The organism is Janthinobacterium sp. GMG1, assembly GCF_034427795.1.
Classification (GTDB): domain Bacteria; phylum Pseudomonadota; class Gammaproteobacteria; order Burkholderiales; family Burkholderiaceae_D; genus Janthinobacterium.
Genome location: NZ_JAXQNT010000008.1, coordinates 1 through 15,444, shown reverse-complemented (window position 1 = coordinate 15,444; position 15,444 = coordinate 1). Strand labels below are relative to the sequence as shown.

The window sequence follows — 15,444 nt, the reverse complement described above, 5'->3', positions numbered from 1 at the left end:
GGAGCATCATGGACTATCTCTACTACGTATTCGCCATCCTCACCTTCATCGCCGTGGTGCTGCTGATCGAGGGACTGTACCTGGCGTGGAACACGTCGCGCGGCCCGGAAGCGGAACGGGTCGCGCGCCGCCTGCGCATCATGTCGGCCGGCGCGCATGGCGACGCGGGCAGTTCGATGATCAAGAAGCGCCTGCTGAGCGACACCCCGGCCCTGCAGCGCGTGCTGCTCAGCGTGCCCCGCGTGCATGCGCTCGACCGCCTGCTGGAACAGTCGGGCCTGAGCTGGAGCGTGGCCAGTTTCGCCGGCGTGATGCTGGCATCGGCCGGCGCCGCGTTTCTGCTGCTCAGCTACTTCAGCGTGCCGTGGCTGCTGCGCCTGCCGCTGGTGGCCGGCGCGGCCCTGCTGCCGCTGCTGGTGGTCTTGCGCGCCAAGGCCAAGCGCCTGCAGCGCATCGAGCAGCAATTGCCCGATGCACTGGACCTGATGGCGCGCGCCCTGCGCGCCGGCCACGCCTTCCCCACGGCCCTGAAAATGGTCGGCGATGAAATGAACGCACCGCTGGCCGTGGAATTTCGCGCCACCTTCGACGAAGTCAATTTCGGCATCGCCATGCAGGACGCCCTGATGAACCTGGCCACGCGCGTGCCCAGCACGGACTTGCGCTACTTCGTCATCGCCGTGCTGATCCAGCGCGAAACGGGCGGCAACCTGGCCGAGCTGCTCGACAGCATCAGCCGCATCATCCGCGAGCGCATCAAGCTGCTGGGACAGGTGCGCGTGCTGTCGGCCGAAGGCCGGCTGTCGGCCTGGATACTGTCGCTGCTGCCCTTCGGCGCGGCGGCCATGATCCACCTGACCAATCCGCAGTTCCTGGAAATGCTGTTCGTCGATCCGGGCGGACGCAAGATGCTGGTCGGCGCCCTGCTGATGATGGTATGCGGCGTCCTGGTCATGCGCAATATCATCCGCATCCGTGTCTGAGCCCGCAAGGAGAATCCTCATGAACCCCGTCCATTTCGCCTTTCTCGCCCTGCTCTTCATCGCCGTCTTCGGCAGCGTGCTGGTGGCCATGCGCAGCTTCGCCCCCGATCCCATGCGCCAGCGCATGGACAACGCCACCGGCAAGAGCGCGGCAGCGCCTGGCGCATCCGCGCCCAGCCCCTGGCTGGCGCGCATGGTGCGCCTGAGCGGCCCGCTGGCCAAACTGTCGCTGCCCGATCAGGGCTGGGAAGGCTCCGTGATGCGCCGGCGCTTCATGAATGCCGGCCTGCGCCAGGCGTCGGCGCCCATCCTGTTCTTTTCCGCCAAGACCATGCTGGCCATCGGCCTGCCCCTGCTGCTGTTCCTGGGACTGAGCGCCTCGGGCAGCCAGATGGCGGGCAAAGCTCTCCTGTTCTGGCTGCTGATCGTGGCCGCCATCGGCTACTACCTGCCCAATATTGTCCTGGCGCAAATGATCAAGCGGCGCCAGCGCGATATCTTTGAAAGCTTTCCCGATGCGCTGGACTTGATGACGGTGTGCGTGGAAGCGGGCCTGGCCATGGATGCGGCGCTGGCCAGGGTGGCGGCCGAGATCGCCCTGAAAAGCACCGTGCTGGCCGAAGAACTGCATCTGGTGATGCTGGAACTGCGCGCCGGCAACACCAAGGAACGGGCCCTGCGCAACCTGGCCCTGCGCACGGGCGTCGAGGATGTCGACGCGCTGGTGGCCATGCTGATCCAGGCCGAGCGCTTCGGCACCAGCATCGCCGCCTCGCTGCGCGTGCAGTCGGACCAGCTGCGCACCAAACGTCGCCAGATGGCCGAGGAAGAAGCGGCGAAGATCGCCCTCAAGCTGCTGTTCCCGCTGATCTTTTTCATCTTCCCGTCGCTGCTGGTCGTCCTGATGGGACCAGCCTTCCTGCAAATCTACCGCGTGCTCCTGCCCAGCATGGGCAGCGGCAACTGACCGGAGAACCGCCATGTCACAGCACACCACCCTGATGCTCATGCTCGCCTGCGCGGGCCTGCTGCCCGCCTGCGGCCACCTGCCCGGCCCCGCCAGCCAGGGCAGTCAAGGCAGCCATGTTGCGCCGCTCCAGACGCGCATCGATGACAGCCCCGCCACCCGCACCGCCGCGTTCTGCAAGCTGGGCAAGCGTCTGCAGGAAGTGGGCGACTCGCGCGCGGCGCTGGCGGCGTACCGCGAAGCCCTGCTGCTTGAGCCCGGTTCGGCCGATGCACGCAATGGCGCCGCGGTGCTGCACGCGCAACTGGGCCAGCTGGAAACGGCGCGCAGCATGCTGCAGGCGCTGGCGCAAGAAGCGCCGACGGCCAGGACCTACAACAACCTCGGCTACGTGCTGTACCTGCAGGGCGATTACGCGCAGGCGGCCAGCGTACTGCGCCAGTCGCTGCAGCTCGACAACGGCCAGCAGCCGGCGCGCGCCAACCTGGAGCTGGCCATCGCGGCGCTGGCGCGCAGCATAGTCACAGTCGATGCCACCGCGGACGCCATCGCGCCCGACCTCGCGCCGGCGCCCGTGCCAGCGGCGCCGGCCAGCCGCCTGCAGCTGACGCAATTGCAGCCGAATATCTTTGCGCTGAGCTGGCGCGATGGTCCCGTGGCGGCACGCGTCGCCTTGCCAGCCCCGGCAAAACCGGTGGCGCCGGCGACGGCGGCAGCGCTGCCACGGCTGGAAGTCATCAACGGCAATGGCACAACGGGGATGGCGGCGCGCATGCGCGGCATGTTGGGTGGCATGGGCATCAGCGTGCTGCGGCTGGGCAACCAGCGGCCATACATGGTCCAGGCCAGCAGCATCGTCTACCGGCCCGGCCATGCGCAGGCGGCAGCCACCCTGGCCCTGGCCTTGGGCGGCATGCCGCAGCTGCAGGCGGCAGACGACAGCGGCATCGGCGCGGGTGCCGACCTGCGTTTATTGCTGGGCAAGGATGCGGCGGCCAGCCTGCGCGCGCCAGACGTGCGCCTGGCATCGAACCTGGCGCCGTAATGGTGAAATCAGCGCGGCAGCAAGCGACGGTCGGCAGGGTTGATCAGGAAGCCTTGCAGGATCTCCTGCAGCTGAGGCAGCTTCGCCACATAGGCGGGAATGCCCAGCTGGCGCGCGCCGAAATAGTGGGCGATGATATCGCCCTGCTGTTCCATGTTGAAGTCGGACAGGACGCCGCCCGCCTGCGCGTCGTAGCGGTAGGCACGCTGCCGGATATAGCCGCCGCACAGCGCCAGCAGCACGCCATGCAGCAGCACACTGTAGCCGAGCTGGTACTGCCACACATGCACCATCTCGTGGATGAAGAACAGCTTGCCGCTGTTGCCTTCGCGGGAAAAATCGTCACGGTACTGGGCCGGCATGAAGTACAGGCTGCCACGCGGCGTCATCGCCGTGTTCTGGTCCTGCAAGCCGAACGGTAGAAAGGAGCCGCGCACGACGCGCACGCGCGCGTAGTCGATGGCGCCCTGGAAGACGCTGCGGGCCATGGCGATTTCGCCGATGGTGAGGGGGCGGCGCAAGACTCGCATGATGAGTAGGGGGAAAAGCGCGGCAAGCGTAGAGCCTGCCGCGCGGGTACCGCTTAAACCGAACGAAGGCCGCTGGCCGCTTTCGCGATTTCCGTGATGCGGTCCCAGTTGCCGGCCGCGATCGCGTCTTTCGGCGTCAGCCACGAACCGCCCACGCAGGCGACGTTCTTGCACGCCAGGAACTGCGACGCCGTCTCTTGCGAGATGCCGCCCGTCGGGCAGAACGTGATGTCCGGCAGCGGGCCGTAAATCGCGTTGAGCATGCCGATGCCGCCCGCCGGCACGGCAGGGAACAGCTTCAGCTGCTGGAAGCCGTTTTCACGCGCCGCCATCACTTCGCCTGGCGTCATCACGCCTGGCAGCAAGGGCAGGCCGCTGCTTTTCGCCGCCGCCACCAGGGCGGAAGTCAGGCCTGGCGAGACGCCAAACACGGCGCCCGCATCGCGCGCCTGCGCGAATTCCTCGGGACGGGTCAAGGTACCGACGCCGACGATGGCGCCCGGCACGGCCGACATGGCGCGGATCGCTTCGAGGCCGTGCTTGGTGCGCAGGGTCACTTCCAGCACGCGGATGCCGCCCGCCACCAGCGCGCGCGCCAGCGGTACGGCGTGTTCAGGATCGTCGATCGCAATCACGGGGATCACGCTCGAAGTGCGCATAATTTCCAGTAGTGTCATGGTCATCTCTTATTTCCTAGCCAAAAAGTCTTCATCGGAACCCGGTACGGTATCACCGACATTGTCGGCGTCGTGCAAGGCGACGGTGGTGGGAATCGGCGACGGCAGGCCGAAGGTGGTGGCACCCTCTTCCGCCGCGCTGACGGTGGAACGGAACATGGAAAACAGCTCGCGGCCCATGCCGACGTGGTTCGGCGACAGGTCGGCCGTGACCAGCGCACGGGCGTGCCAGACGTCGGCCGGCACCAGCGCTTCCAGTACGCCGGTAAAGGCGTCGAGGCGGATGATGTCGCCGTCGCGCACCAGGCCCAGCGGGCCGCCGGCGAGGATTTCAGGCGATACGTGGATGGCGGCAGGCACCTTGCCCGACGCGCCCGACATGCGGCCATCGGTGACCAGCGCCACGTGACGGCCCGCATCCTGCAGGTTGGCCAGCGCCGGGGTCAGCGCATGCAGTTCCGGCATGCCGTTGGCGCGCGGGCCCTGGAAGCGCAGCACGGCAACGAAGTCGCGGTCCAGCGATCCTGCCTTGTAGGCGGCCATGAATTCTTCCTGCGAATTGAACACCAGCGCCGGCGCTTCGACCGTGCGGTGCTGCGGCTTGACGGCCGAGACCTTCATCACGGCGCGGCCCAGGTTTCCGGCGACCAGGACCATGCCGCCGTCCGGCGCGAATGGGTTCGAGGCGGGGCGCAGCACGTTTTCGTCGGCGCTGGCTGCCGGAGCATCTTTCCAGAATACCTTGCCATCTTCACCGAGGAACGGTTCCATGCAGTGCGCGCGCAAGCCGTGGCCCAGGATGGTGCTGACGTCTTCGTGCAGCAAGCCCGCGTCCAGCAGTTCGCGGATCAGGTAACCGGTGCCGCCGGCCGCGTGGAAATGGTTCACGTCGGCGTCGCCGTTCGGGTAGATGCGCGTGAGCATCGGCACGATGGCCGACAGTTCATTGAAATCGTTCCAGTCGATGACGATGCCGGCCGCCTTGGCGATGGCCACCAGGTGCAAGGTATGGTTGGTCGAACCGCCCGTGGCCAGCAGACCCACGACGGCGTTGACGATACATTTCTCGTCGACGATATGGCCGACTGGCAAGTAGCTGCCGCTTTGCGCCGTGATGACGGCGGCGCGCTGGGCGGCGGCGGCGGTCAGTGCATCGCGCAGCGGCGTGTTCGGCGTGATGAAGGCGGCGCCCGGCAAGTGCAAGCCCATCACTTCCATCAGCATCTGGTTGCTGTTCGCGGTACCGTAGAAGGTACAGGTGCCGGCGCCGTGGTAGGCTTTCGATTCGCCTTCGAGCAAGTCTTCGCGCGTGGCCTTGCCTTGCGCATACAGCTGGCGCACCTTGGCTTTTTCCTGGTTCGACAGGCCCGACGTCATCGGACCGGCCGGCACGAAGACGGCTGGCAAGTGGCCGAAGTGCAACGCGCCGATCAACAGGCCCGGCACGATCTTGTCGCACACGCCCAGGTACAGGGCCGAGTCGAACATATTGTGCGACAACGCCACGGCCGTCGACATGGCGATGGTGTCGCGCGAAAACAGCGACAGTTCCATGCCCGGCTGGCCTTGCGTCACGCCATCACACATGGCAGGCACGCCGCCGGCGAACTGGGCGACAGCGCCCACTTCGCGCACGGCTTGCTTGATAATTTGCGGGAAGCCTTCAAACGGCTGGTGTGCCGACAGCATGTCGTTGTACGAGGACACGATGGCCACGGACGGCTTCTTGTATTCCTTCAGCGACAGCTTGTCGTTGGCGGGAAAGGCGGCAAAGCCGTGCGCCAGGTTGGTGCACGACAGAGCGCCGCGCTGCACGCCCTGGATGCGGGCCGCATCCAGGTGCGCCAGGTAGGCGCCGCGCGATGGCCGGCTGCGCGCGATGATGCGCGCTGTTACGGATTCGACTACTGGATGCAGCGCCATATGGATTTCCTTAAAAATGAGTATTTCGTGAAATTTTACTACAAAATGGTCGCGCAGAAGCACTCTTACAGTGGCCAGTGGCAGAAATAATCCATTTTTCCACGACCTTTCAAGGCAAAACAACAGCATGCCACATCCACCCGTCTTGCGTGCCTATCTATTGCAGCACGGATAAAACGCTGAAAAAACGCTGAAAATGCCATGCGCCTGCACAAACTGTAGTGAAATTACGTTTTTCTGATGTATTATTCTCATACCAATGCCGGATCCGCTGTTCGCCACGACGAACGCGCCGCGCTCCTTTCAACCGAGACAAGCACCCAAGCCGACCGCCATGCGCCAGCCAGCACCTACTCCTGCCATCACCGCCACCGCCAGTTTCCAGTCCCTGCAAGCGCACAGCGCCAGCCTGCGCGACGTGCATCTGCGCCAGCTGTTCGCCGCAGATCCAGCACGTTTCTCGACAATGACGGTCGATGCAGCCGGCCTGCTGCTCGATTACTCGAAGAACAGGGTCGACGCCACCGCCATGGCGCTGCTGATGGACCTGGCCCGCGAGCGCGGCGTGGAAGCACAGCGCGAAGCCATGTTCACTGGCGAGAAAATCAATCTTACCGAACATCGGGCCGTTCTGCATACGGCTTTGCGCGCGCCACGCGGCACCAAGCTGGTCGTCGATGGCCAGGATATCGATGCCGACGTGCAAGATGTGCTGCAACGCGTGAAGACGTTTACGGACAAAGTACGCAATGGCAGCTGGGTCGGCTACACGGGCAAACCGATTTGCGACATCGTCAATATCGGCATCGGCGGTTCGGACCTGGGTCCGAAAATGGCTTGCCTGGCCTTGCGCTCGTACGCCAACCCGGGCCTGGAAATGCACTTTGTTTCCAACGTCGACGGGCACGACATGGAAGCGACCCTGTCGAAAGTCGATCCGGAAACGACCCTGTTCATCGTCGCCTCGAAAACTTTTGTGACGGCTGAAACCATGCTCAACGCCAACACGGCGCGCGCCTGGTTCCTGCTCGAAGGCGAAGAAAAGGATCTGGCGCAACATTTTGTGGCCGTTTCGACCAACACGCAAGCCATCGTCGACTTCGGCATTTCGCCGGACAACATGTTCCCGTTCTGGGACTGGGTCGGCGGCCGTTACTCCGTCTGGTCGTCGATCGGCCTGGCCGTGGCCCTGTCCGTCGGCTTTGAATATTTCAGCGATTTCCTCGCCGGCGCGCATGCGATGGACCAGCATTTCCGCCAGGCGCCGCTGGAACAGAACATGCCCGTCGTGCTGGCCATGGTGGGCTTCTGGAACCGCCAGTTCCTCGATTGCGGCTCCGTTTCCATCGCGCCGTACCACCAGGATTTGAGCCGCTTTGCCGCCTATCTGCAACAGCTGGACATGGAAAGCAACGGCAAGCGCGTCACCAAGGATGGCGTGCCCGTCGACGTGCCTACCGGCCCCGTCATCTGGGGCGATTGCGGCACGAATGCGCAGCACGCGTATTTCCAGCTGCTGCACCAGGGTACCGACATCACGCCCATCGATTTCATCGCCGCCCTGCGCGCCACGCACGATTTGCCGGGCCACCACGACGCCCTGCTGGCAAACTGCTTCGCCCAGTCGGAAGCCTTCATGACAGGCAAGACGGGCGAGGAAGTGCGCCTTGATTTGCAGGCGCAAGGCTTGCCGGAAAGCGAGATCGAAGCGCTGGTGCCGCACAAAACTTTCCCCGGCAACCGCCCCAGCAATACCATTTTGATGGACCAGCTGACCCCGACCACCCTGGGCGCCCTGATCGCGCTGTACGAACACAAGACCTTCGTGCAGGGCGTCTTGTGGAACGTCAACAGTTTTGATCAGTGGGGCGTGGAACTGGGCAAGGTGCTGGCCAAGAAAATCCAGGCCGAACTGACGGGCGAAGCCCGTCCCGACCACCACGACAGCTCGACCAATGGCTTGATTGCCCTGGCTAAAGCCGCCAAGGCCGCATATTAAAAAGAGATAGATGAATATTTACGAAATCAAAGTAGTGAGCGACAAGCCCATGCAAGTGGGCGAATGCCCGCTATGGCATGGCAAGGAAGCGGCCCTGTACTGGGTCGATATCGATGGCCGCGCCGTGCACCGCTTGCACCCGGCCAGCGGCAAGCATGAGCAATGGAACATGCCGACGGAACCGTCGGCGCTGGCGATCAACGCCGGCGGCGGCCTGATCGTGGCCTTGCGCAGCGGCTTTGCCCACCTCGATACAAAAACGGGCAGCCTGGCGGAAATCGCCCCGGCGCCGTTCGACATGGCCACCACGCGCTTCAACGATGGCAAGGTCGACCCGGCCGGCCGTTTCTGGGTCGGCACGATTTTCGAGCCGCGCAGCGCCGATGCTGCAGAAATGTTCGTGCTGGAAAAGGGACAAGTACGCAAGGTCTGGTCGGGCGGCATGACCGTGTCGAACGGCCTGGGTTTCAGTCCGGACAAGCGCACCATGTACCACTCGGATACCACCACGCACCGCATCGACCGCTTCGATTTCGATGCGGCCACGGGTGCCATTTCCGCGCCGCAGCCGTTCCAGCGTTTTTCCACGGACAAGAAAGCATTTGATTACGGCGGGCGCCCCGATGGCGCGGCCGTCGACAGCGAAGGCAATTACTGGTCGGCCATGTTTGAAGGCGGCAAGATCTTGCGCTTCGCCCCCGATGGCCATCTGCTGGGCGAAATTACCGTGCCCGTGCGTTGCCCCACCATGGTGACGTTCGGCGGCCCCGACCTGCGCACCCTGTACATCACCAGCGCCAGCCACAACCGGTCAAACGCCGAGATCGCCGACTACCCGTTGACGGGCCACGTGCTGTCCGTGCGCGTGGACGTGGAGGGACAGCCGGAGACGGCTTACCAGGCGTAGTCGTTTGCCAGCATGAAAAAGCGCCGGACCCTCGCGGGTACCGGCGCTTTTTCATATGCGAGCGAGCTGATTAACGCGCCAGCACCTTGCGGATGGTTTCCGCCAATTCCGCCGCCACGAACTTGGCCACGTAGCCATCCGCACCGACGCCCTTGACGTGGTCTTCGTTGGTCGAGCCCGTCAACGAAGAGTGGATCACCACGGGAATGTTGGAGAAACGGCCATCGTTCTTGATGTTGCGCGTCAAGGTAAAGCCATCCATTTCCGGCATTTCCAGGTCGGTCAGCACCAGCGCGACCTTGTCTTTCGCCGTCTTGCCTTCGGTAGCCGCCTGGGCCGAGATCGCCTGCAGGCGTTCCCACGCTTCCTTGCCCGTCTTGGTCATGATGAAAGGCACGCCCATCGCTTCGAGGCCCTTTTCGATCAGCGAGCGGGCCAGCGAGGAATCATCGGCCGCGAGGATCACGGCGCCTGCCGGCAAGCGCACTTGCGGGCCGATGCTGTTCTCGTCCACATCCGGGTCGCCCGACGGCAGCACGTTGCGCAGGATTTGTTCCACGTCCAGCACTTGTGCCAGGCGTGTCTTGTCCGTGTCGCCATCGAGGCGCGCGATACTGGTGACGAGGCCGCCGCCGACGCTCGACTCGGCCGACAGTACCTGATTCCATTCCAGGCGCACGATTTCATCGACCTCTTCCACGGCAAACGCCTGTGTCGAGCGGGCAAATTCAGTCACCATCAGGATCTTCAAACCATTGCTCTTGCAGCCGACCGCCATCGGCAAGTCGATCACGGGCACGATCTGGCCACGGATATTGACCACGCCCAGCATGTGCGGGTGCGAACCGGCCACGGCCGTGATGGCCGGCATTTCCATGATTTCACGGACTTTGAACACATTGATGCCGAATAGTTCGCGGCTGGTCGAGTGATCACTGGTGCCCAGCTTGAACAGGAACAGTTCGAATTTGTTATTGCCTGTCAGGCTGGTACGTTCATCGACATCTTGCTGCATTGAATTCATTGTGTCCCCTTGAGCCGTCTTGTAAAGTTAAGTCGCCTGCCCCTGATGCTGCGGGCAATGCGGACTGCACGTCGCATGGACGTCGGATGGCGGGTTCGGGGCATGGCCGGCGCTAGCGGTGCAGTGTGTATCGTACAATTTCTTACAACCAATAGTTGCTATCGATTTGATCTTGAATTATACGGTTTTTTACTTTCTTCAAAGCTACTTTACGCTGCCAACGGCGATCCTGACAGCATTTCTTGATTTGCTTGTTGCTACAGCGCAAATGATGACGGAGAGAATCGAAAATTTCCGTGGCAACCATGGTTGCTTTGAAAAGCCAGGCAAGAAGCATGGCACAGCGCCAGCAGCGGCGAACGGCATATAATGGCCATGCTGGCATCACTGGCAAGAATACCGGGCAAAATGGCGACGGCAGCGGATGGAATGTAGTAAAATTTCTTGCAATTGCCTGTTCTACGTAGTAAATTTACACCACCGATTATAGTAGCGACAGACTGGCACTTCCGGTCGGCTTTCTCCCCGCTCCGGCCCTTTTACTTTTGCGACGACACTCACTTATGGCACTTACCGATTTTGACCTGGTCCTGTTTGGCGGCAGCGGCGATTTAGCAATGCGCAAGTTGTTGCCTGCAATGTATGCGCGCGACGTCGCGAACGATTTGCCGCCGACGGCGCGCATCATCTGTGTGGGCCGCCAGGACAGCGGCCAGGATGCCTTCCTGAAGATGGTAGAGACCAACTCGCGTCCCCATATCAAGGCCAGCACCCTGAATGCCGCCACCTGGAGCAAATTTTGCGCGCGCATCGTGTATGTGTCGCTCAACGCCAGCGATGCGGCCACGTACGCGCCGCTGGTCGAAGCACTGCGCGGCGATGCCGACCTGACGCGCGTGTACTACCTGGCGACGCCGCCGCATCTGTTCGCCCTCATCTGCGACAACCTGGAAGACAATGGCCTGGTGACGCCGAATTCGCGCGTGGTGCTGGAAAAGCCGCTGGGCCGCGACCTGGCCAGCGCCAAGCAGATCAACGCCGAAGTGGGCAAGGTATTCCAGGAATCGCAGATCTACCGTATCGACCATTACCTGGGCAAGGAAACCGTGCAGAACTTGCTGGCCCTGCGCTTCGGCAACATCCTGTTCGAACCGCTGTGGCGCCGGGAATGGATTTCCGACGTGCAGATCACCATCGCCGAAAAGCTGGGCGTGGGCAACCGCATGGGTTACTACGACACCTCGGGCGCGCTGCGCGACATGCTGCAAAACCACTTGCTGCAACTGCTGTGCATCGTCGCCATGGAACCGCCGACCTCGATCGCGCCGGATGCCGTGCGCGATGAAAAGCTGCAAGTGCTGCGCTCGCTGAAAAAATTCACGCCCACCACCCTGGCGCAAAACATCGTGCGCGGCCAGTACCGCGCCGGCCACGTCGACGGCGCCACCGTGCCGAGCTACCGCGACGAGCCGGATGCGCCGGAACATTCGCGCACCGAAACCTTCGTTGCCCTGAAGGCGGAAATCGACACCTGGCGCTGGGCCGGCGTGCCGTTCTACCTGCGCACGGGCAAGCGCATGGCCGACAGCCTGGCCGAGATCGTCGTGCGCTTCAAGCAGATTCCGCATTCGATCTTCAACCAGCCGACGTCCAGCTTCCAGCCGAACTGCCTGGTGATCCGTTTGCAGCCGGACGAAGGCTTGCGCATGAATTTGATGGCGAAAACCCCGGGCGACGGCATGCGCTTGAAACCGGCGGAACTGGAACTCGATTTCCGCGAATCGTTCAAGACCCCGCGCATGGACGCCTACGAGCGCCTGCTGCTCGACGTCCTGCGCGGCCAGCTGACGCTGTTCATGCGCGGCGACGAACTGGAAGCGGCCTGGGAATGGGTCGAGCCGATTCTCGACAACTGGGAACAGAACGACAGCGCGCCGATTCCGTACACGGCAGGCACCTGGGGCCCCGCGGCCGCCAGCGCCCTGATCGGCCGCGATGGCTTGCAGTGGCGTGAAGAAGCCCTGCCGGAAGACTAATCTAGCAGGGCAAGGAGCCGTGCCTTGCAAGGCACGGCCGTTACGCAGGCGCGGAGCTGTGCTCCGCGAATTCCCTGCTTCACCGCTTCCCGAAATCAGAAGACTAATTTAATGCTGCTTGACTCCATCCGCACCCAGCTCGATTCGCTCTCAAAGTCGGAGAAGAAGGTCGCGCTGGCCGTGCTTGACCAGCCTAACCAGACGGTCAGCCAGAACATCACGGCGCTGGCGAAAAGCGCGCAGGTGTCGGAACCGACCGTGGTGCGCTTTTGCCGCACCCTGGGCTATGACGGCTGGCATGAATTCAAGCTGAAGCTGGCGCAGGGCCTGGCCCTGGCCATGCCGGGCGCGAACGAGCAGCCGGCGCAGGACGACCTGGCGGCCGACCTGGTGAATAAAATCTGCAGCCGCTCGATCAACACCCTGCTCGACCTGCGCAACAACCTGAACCCGGAAGCGATCCAGCGCGCGCTCGACATCCTGTCACGCGCCAGCAAGATCGAATTCTATGGCCAGGGCACATCGGGCATCGTGGCGGCCGACGCGCAGCACAAGTTCTTCCGCTCGGGCGTGCCGACGGTGGCCTACAGCGATCCGAACATCCACAGCATCGCCGCGGCCCTGCTGCGCGGCGGCGACTGCCTGGTGGCCATCTCGCAGCGCGGCAACAGCCCCGCCCTGGTGCGCTCCGTAAAACTGGCGCGCCGCGGCGGCGCCGACGTCGTCGTGCTGGCCCCATCGGGCACGCCGCTGGCCGACCTGGCGACCGTGCTGATCCCGATCGACCTGGTCTTCAACACCGACCCCTACACCCCGATTTCCGCCCGTCTGGCCTATCTGGTGGTGATCGACGTGCTGGCCGTGGGCCTGGCCCTGCAGCGGGGCCCCGAGTTCCGCAAGAAAATGCAAAATGCACAGAAGGCGCTGCAGGAATTCGACATGCAGTTCGACTCCTTCATCGGCTGATCCCCGATCGGCGCCAGCCTCGCTGGTGCCGCTCCGTATCCAAACGTCTCCATCGAACCAGGATATCTCTTCCTTGATCTCACATCAGGAACCGATACACGCGCAGCCTTTGCATCGAAAGATCAGCCCACCATCCGTGTCTAAGAATTGGGATCCTTTGGTTTCCCATAGTGGCGTATCGGATGAGCAGTGCTATATCCGGGATAAATTGAAACCACAACTCGAACTTCGTCGTTTGGAAAAAAATGGATATAAATACTTCCTGTTTCATCGTATTTTTCCACTTCCACCATTTTTTCTTTAATAATATGTTTTAGTCCATCCGGCATATCCCACCGCACCAGCACCATCATTCCCGGATACCACACTCGCGGAATAGAAGTACAACAAACCTCGGCTCCCCCCGCTCCCCATCTGGCCATATTGGCGCCTCCCGCCCCATCCACCGATGCGGAGTAAATATATTCCCCTGTATGGTTCACGATACCTACCTGCGCCCCTGCCGTAGGGCGTGGGCCGGTGTCCTTAAGCTGCCTGGTCTTGAGGCCGCAAGCGCTCAGCAACAAGGCAGCAAACAAAACACCGAAAAAAAAATAATCCGTTTCATAATTTTCATTATATAAGACCAATGGCTAATTGGATCGATCAAGCGTCGACCGATTAAGAAAAAAATACTGGAAAGCGCCCCAGAAATAGAAATTTTATCGATCATCCCATCAAGGAATAGTGGCAGGTTTTCCGGAGTGAAGAATAGGATGCGTTTTTGCACCCCCTCCAGCATTTGACACGACAACTCTCACCTCGTCATTGGGGAAAAAGTGCATATAGATATCTCCCGGCTCATCGTATTTTTCCACTTCCACCATTTTTTCTTTGACAACATCGGTATGCCCTTCAGGCATATTCCACCGCACCCGGACTTTCATTCCCGGATACCACACACGAGGAATGGATGTGCAGCAAATATTGGCAAGCCCCGCCCCCCATCTGGCCATATTCCCCCCTCCCGCCCCGTCAACCGATGCGGAATAAATATACTTCCCCGTATGATTGACAATACCCACCTGCGCCGTCGCGGTCGGACTTGGGCCGGCTTGCTCAACCTGCCTGGCCTTGAGGGCACAACCGCTCAGCAGCAAGACAGTGCCAAGATAAATCATCCATTTCATGGTTTTCCTCTTAAAAAAAACAGTTGAAGGAGCAAAGCTAGGCAGCCGATCGCACCTGCCAGAAATCGTCGGGCAACGTGTCGAGCTCGGACAAGTAATCCGCCCCCTGACGCGTCCGCCGCAACTGGCTGGCCAGCTATGCTACACGGTGCGTCTGACGCCACGCCACATGTACCTTGAGCATTTTTTTAGCTGATCACGCACGTCTGGCTTTAAGAAAACATCGACAGGGATCATAGCCTTGGAAGGTGGTGCTTTTAATCCTAAGGATTCATTTTTTAGTCGATGGATTAGCCGTGTGTTGAATCGGATGATCTTTTCCATATCCTGCATCATTCGACACAACAACTCTCACCTCATCATTCTCAAAAAAGTGCATATAGATATCTCCTGGCCTGTCATATTTTTCAATTTCGACCATTTTTTCTTTAATGACGTCAGTATGACCTTCAGGCATATTCCACCGCACCAAGACATTCATTCCTGGATGCCATACACGGGGAATCGATGTGCAGCAAATATTTGCTCCCCCCGCCCCCCATCTGGCCATATTCCCCCCTCCCGCCCCATCCACCGACGCAGAATAAATATATTTGCCCGTATGGTTCACGATACCCACCTGCGCCGTCGCGGTAGGACTTGGGCTAGCTTCCTCAAGCTGCCGGGCCTTGAGAGCACAACCGCTCAGCAGCAAGGCAGTGGCAAGATAAATAATCCATTTCATGATTTTCCTTTCGGCTCCAGTCGCGCTGAAATCACGCTCTATGCGAGCGCCTCGATCCGCGTTGCATAGCGCTGCTGCGCCAGGTAAATCTCTTCATCGGCTTTGGCTTGCGCAATATCCTGTGTTAAGTTTTCGCTCCACACAAATTCTTCGGGTGCTTCTTTCGCCTCGATGCCGGCCGTCGGCATGCGTTGCAGTTCCTTCTCGTGCACGCTTTTCCGGAAGAAACCACTTTGCGGGTAATAGCCTCGGCGCAAGATATAGCCGCCACCCTCGCGCCGCGTATAGGTTTGCGTGGTGATCAGCCTGCTACGCATGTCGGCGCTGTCGGCATCCGTACGGATCGGATAGGGAGTGCCATACTGCGCTTCCTTGACCAGTGCGTCCTCTTCCGGCGTCAATGCTTCGCCATTCTTCTGTTTCAGTTGCGCGGCTTCCGTCTTTCGGCTGAGCTCATATACGCGTTTATAAAAGCCGTCTTTAGGCGGTTTATC

General features: G+C 61.5%; 15 protein-coding genes and 1 pseudogene. 8 read left to right on the top strand and 8 right to left on the bottom strand.

The genetic code is table 11. The annotated features are described in order from the left end of the window. Nucleotides 1-8 precede the first annotated feature (8 nt). Genes SJI03_RS20335 through SJI03_RS20325 form a run of 3 tightly spaced genes read left to right on the top strand, consistent with a single transcriptional unit; the run spans nt 9 to nt 2,995 of the window. Nucleotides 9-983, top strand: a complete 975-nt coding sequence (locus SJI03_RS20335; protein WP_099379044.1) for a type II secretion system F family protein — start codon at nt 9-11, stop codon at nt 981-983. Nucleotides 984-1,002: 19 nt separating this feature from the next. Continuing rightward, nucleotides 1,003-1,950: a type II secretion system F family protein gene (locus tag SJI03_RS20330; protein ID WP_099379043.1), complete on the top strand. Its 948-nt coding sequence runs from the start codon at nt 1,003-1,005 to the stop codon at nt 1,948-1,950. A 13-nt stretch (nt 1,951-1,963) separates the two neighbouring features. Then, nucleotides 1,964-2,995 (top strand): LytR C-terminal domain-containing protein, encoded by a 1,032-nt coding sequence (locus SJI03_RS20325; protein WP_322428361.1) that lies wholly within the window; start codon nt 1,964-1,966, stop codon nt 2,993-2,995. 8 nt (nt 2,996-3,003) lie between these two features. Here the strand turns inward: SJI03_RS20325 and SJI03_RS20320 are convergent, their stop codons facing one another. The 3 genes from SJI03_RS20320 to edd form a co-directional block, all read right to left on the bottom strand. Then, on the bottom strand, nt 3,004-3,516 hold the full coding sequence (locus SJI03_RS20320) for a Rhs element Vgr protein (RefSeq protein ID WP_322428360.1): 513 nt from the start codon (nt 3,514-3,516) through the stop codon (nt 3,004-3,006). A gap of 62 nt (nt 3,517-3,578) precedes the next feature. Further along, nucleotides 3,579-4,208 (bottom strand): bifunctional 4-hydroxy-2-oxoglutarate aldolase/2-dehydro-3-deoxy-phosphogluconate aldolase, encoded by a 630-nt coding sequence (gene eda, locus SJI03_RS20315; protein ID WP_289903953.1) that lies wholly within the window; start codon nt 4,206-4,208, stop codon nt 3,579-3,581. A 3-nt stretch (nt 4,209-4,211) separates the two neighbouring features. Beyond that, nucleotides 4,212-6,125, bottom strand: coding sequence for a phosphogluconate dehydratase (gene edd, locus SJI03_RS20310; RefSeq protein WP_322428359.1), 1,914 nt, complete (start codon nt 6,123-6,125; stop codon nt 4,212-4,214). A 334-nt stretch (nt 6,126-6,459) separates the two neighbouring features. Between edd and pgi the strand changes: the two genes are divergently transcribed. Next, nucleotides 6,460-8,124, top strand: a complete 1,665-nt coding sequence (pgi, locus tag SJI03_RS20305) for a glucose-6-phosphate isomerase (RefSeq protein ID WP_322428358.1) — start codon at nt 6,460-6,462, stop codon at nt 8,122-8,124. Nucleotides 8,125-8,134: 10 nt separating this feature from the next. Next, on the top strand, nt 8,135-9,031 hold the full coding sequence (locus tag SJI03_RS20300) for an SMP-30/gluconolactonase/LRE family protein (RefSeq protein WP_099379037.1): 897 nt from the start codon (nt 8,135-8,137) through the stop codon (nt 9,029-9,031). A 70-nt stretch (nt 9,032-9,101) separates the two neighbouring features. Here SJI03_RS20300 and SJI03_RS20295 read toward each other — a convergent pair whose 3' ends face one another. After that, nucleotides 9,102-10,055, bottom strand: coding sequence for a chemotaxis protein (locus SJI03_RS20295; RefSeq protein ID WP_099379036.1), 954 nt, complete (start codon nt 10,053-10,055; stop codon nt 9,102-9,104). A gap of 172 nt (nt 10,056-10,227) precedes the next feature. Here SJI03_RS20295 and SJI03_RS20290 point away from each other — a divergent pair, with 172 nt between their 5' ends. The 3 genes from SJI03_RS20290 (at nt 10,228) to SJI03_RS20280 (ending at nt 13,057) form a co-directional block, all read left to right on the top strand. Continuing rightward, nucleotides 10,228-10,425, top strand: coding sequence for a hypothetical protein (locus tag SJI03_RS20290; RefSeq protein WP_158301271.1), 198 nt, complete (start codon nt 10,228-10,230; stop codon nt 10,423-10,425). 193 nt (nt 10,426-10,618) lie between these two features. Then, a complete protein-coding gene (zwf, locus tag SJI03_RS20285) occupies nt 10,619-12,091 on the top strand; it encodes a glucose-6-phosphate dehydrogenase (protein WP_034750861.1) in 1,473 nt (490 codons plus the stop codon). A gap of 111 nt (nt 12,092-12,202) precedes the next feature. Further along, complete coding sequence (locus tag SJI03_RS20280; RefSeq protein WP_034750862.1) at nt 12,203-13,057, top strand: SIS domain-containing protein; 855 nt, start codon at nt 12,203-12,205, stop codon at nt 13,055-13,057. 140 nt (nt 13,058-13,197) lie between these two features. On the opposite strand, the gene SJI03_RS20275 is transcribed toward SJI03_RS20280, so the two are convergent. From SJI03_RS20275 to SJI03_RS20260, 4 genes and pseudogenes are all read right to left on the bottom strand, one after another. After that, on the bottom strand, nt 13,198-13,686 hold the full coding sequence (locus tag SJI03_RS20275; RefSeq protein WP_322428357.1) for a DUF3304 domain-containing protein: 489 nt from the start codon (nt 13,684-13,686) through the stop codon (nt 13,198-13,200). 87 nt (nt 13,687-13,773) lie between these two features. Further along, nucleotides 13,774-14,226 (bottom strand): DUF3304 domain-containing protein, encoded by a 453-nt coding sequence (locus SJI03_RS20270; protein WP_225242238.1) that lies wholly within the window; start codon nt 14,224-14,226, stop codon nt 13,774-13,776. Nucleotides 14,227-14,497: 271 nt separating this feature from the next. Continuing rightward, nucleotides 14,498-14,950 (bottom strand): DUF3304 domain-containing protein, encoded by a 453-nt coding sequence (locus SJI03_RS20265; protein ID WP_322428356.1) that lies wholly within the window; start codon nt 14,948-14,950, stop codon nt 14,498-14,500. Between the two features lie 38 nt (nt 14,951-14,988). Beyond that, nucleotides 14,989-15,444 (bottom strand): annotated as a pseudogene (locus SJI03_RS20260) (hypothetical protein); the annotation flags it as partial.

Excerpts from the sequence above, each read along its gene's own strand:
- SJI03_RS20335 (WP_099379044.1), top strand. The coding sequence starts at position 9 with ATGGACTATCTCTACTACGTATTCGCCATCCTCACCTTCATCGCCGTG.
- SJI03_RS20330 (WP_099379043.1), top strand. The coding sequence starts at position 1,003 with ATGAACCCCGTCCATTTCGCCTTTCTCGCCCTGCTCTTCATCGCCGTC.
- SJI03_RS20325 (WP_322428361.1), top strand. The coding sequence starts at position 1,964 with ATGTCACAGCACACCACCCTGATGCTCATGCTCGCCTGCGCGGGCCTG.
- eda (WP_289903953.1), bottom strand. The coding sequence starts at position 4,208 with ATGACCATGACACTACTGGAAATTATGCGCACTTCGAGCGTGATCCCC.
- edd (WP_322428359.1), bottom strand. The coding sequence starts at position 6,125 with ATGGCGCTGCATCCAGTAGTCGAATCCGTAACAGCGCGCATCATCGCG.
- pgi (WP_322428358.1), top strand. The coding sequence starts at position 6,460 with ATGCGCCAGCCAGCACCTACTCCTGCCATCACCGCCACCGCCAGTTTC.
- SJI03_RS20300 (WP_099379037.1), top strand. The coding sequence starts at position 8,135 with ATGAATATTTACGAAATCAAAGTAGTGAGCGACAAGCCCATGCAAGTG.
- SJI03_RS20295 (WP_099379036.1), bottom strand. The coding sequence starts at position 10,055 with ATGAATTCAATGCAGCAAGATGTCGATGAACGTACCAGCCTGACAGGC.
- zwf (WP_034750861.1), top strand. The coding sequence starts at position 10,619 with ATGGCACTTACCGATTTTGACCTGGTCCTGTTTGGCGGCAGCGGCGAT.
- SJI03_RS20280 (WP_034750862.1), top strand. The coding sequence starts at position 12,203 with ATGCTGCTTGACTCCATCCGCACCCAGCTCGATTCGCTCTCAAAGTCG.
- SJI03_RS20270 (WP_225242238.1), bottom strand. The coding sequence starts at position 14,226 with ATGAAATGGATGATTTATCTTGGCACTGTCTTGCTGCTGAGCGGTTGT.
- SJI03_RS20265 (WP_322428356.1), bottom strand. The coding sequence starts at position 14,950 with ATGAAATGGATTATTTATCTTGCCACTGCCTTGCTGCTGAGCGGTTGT.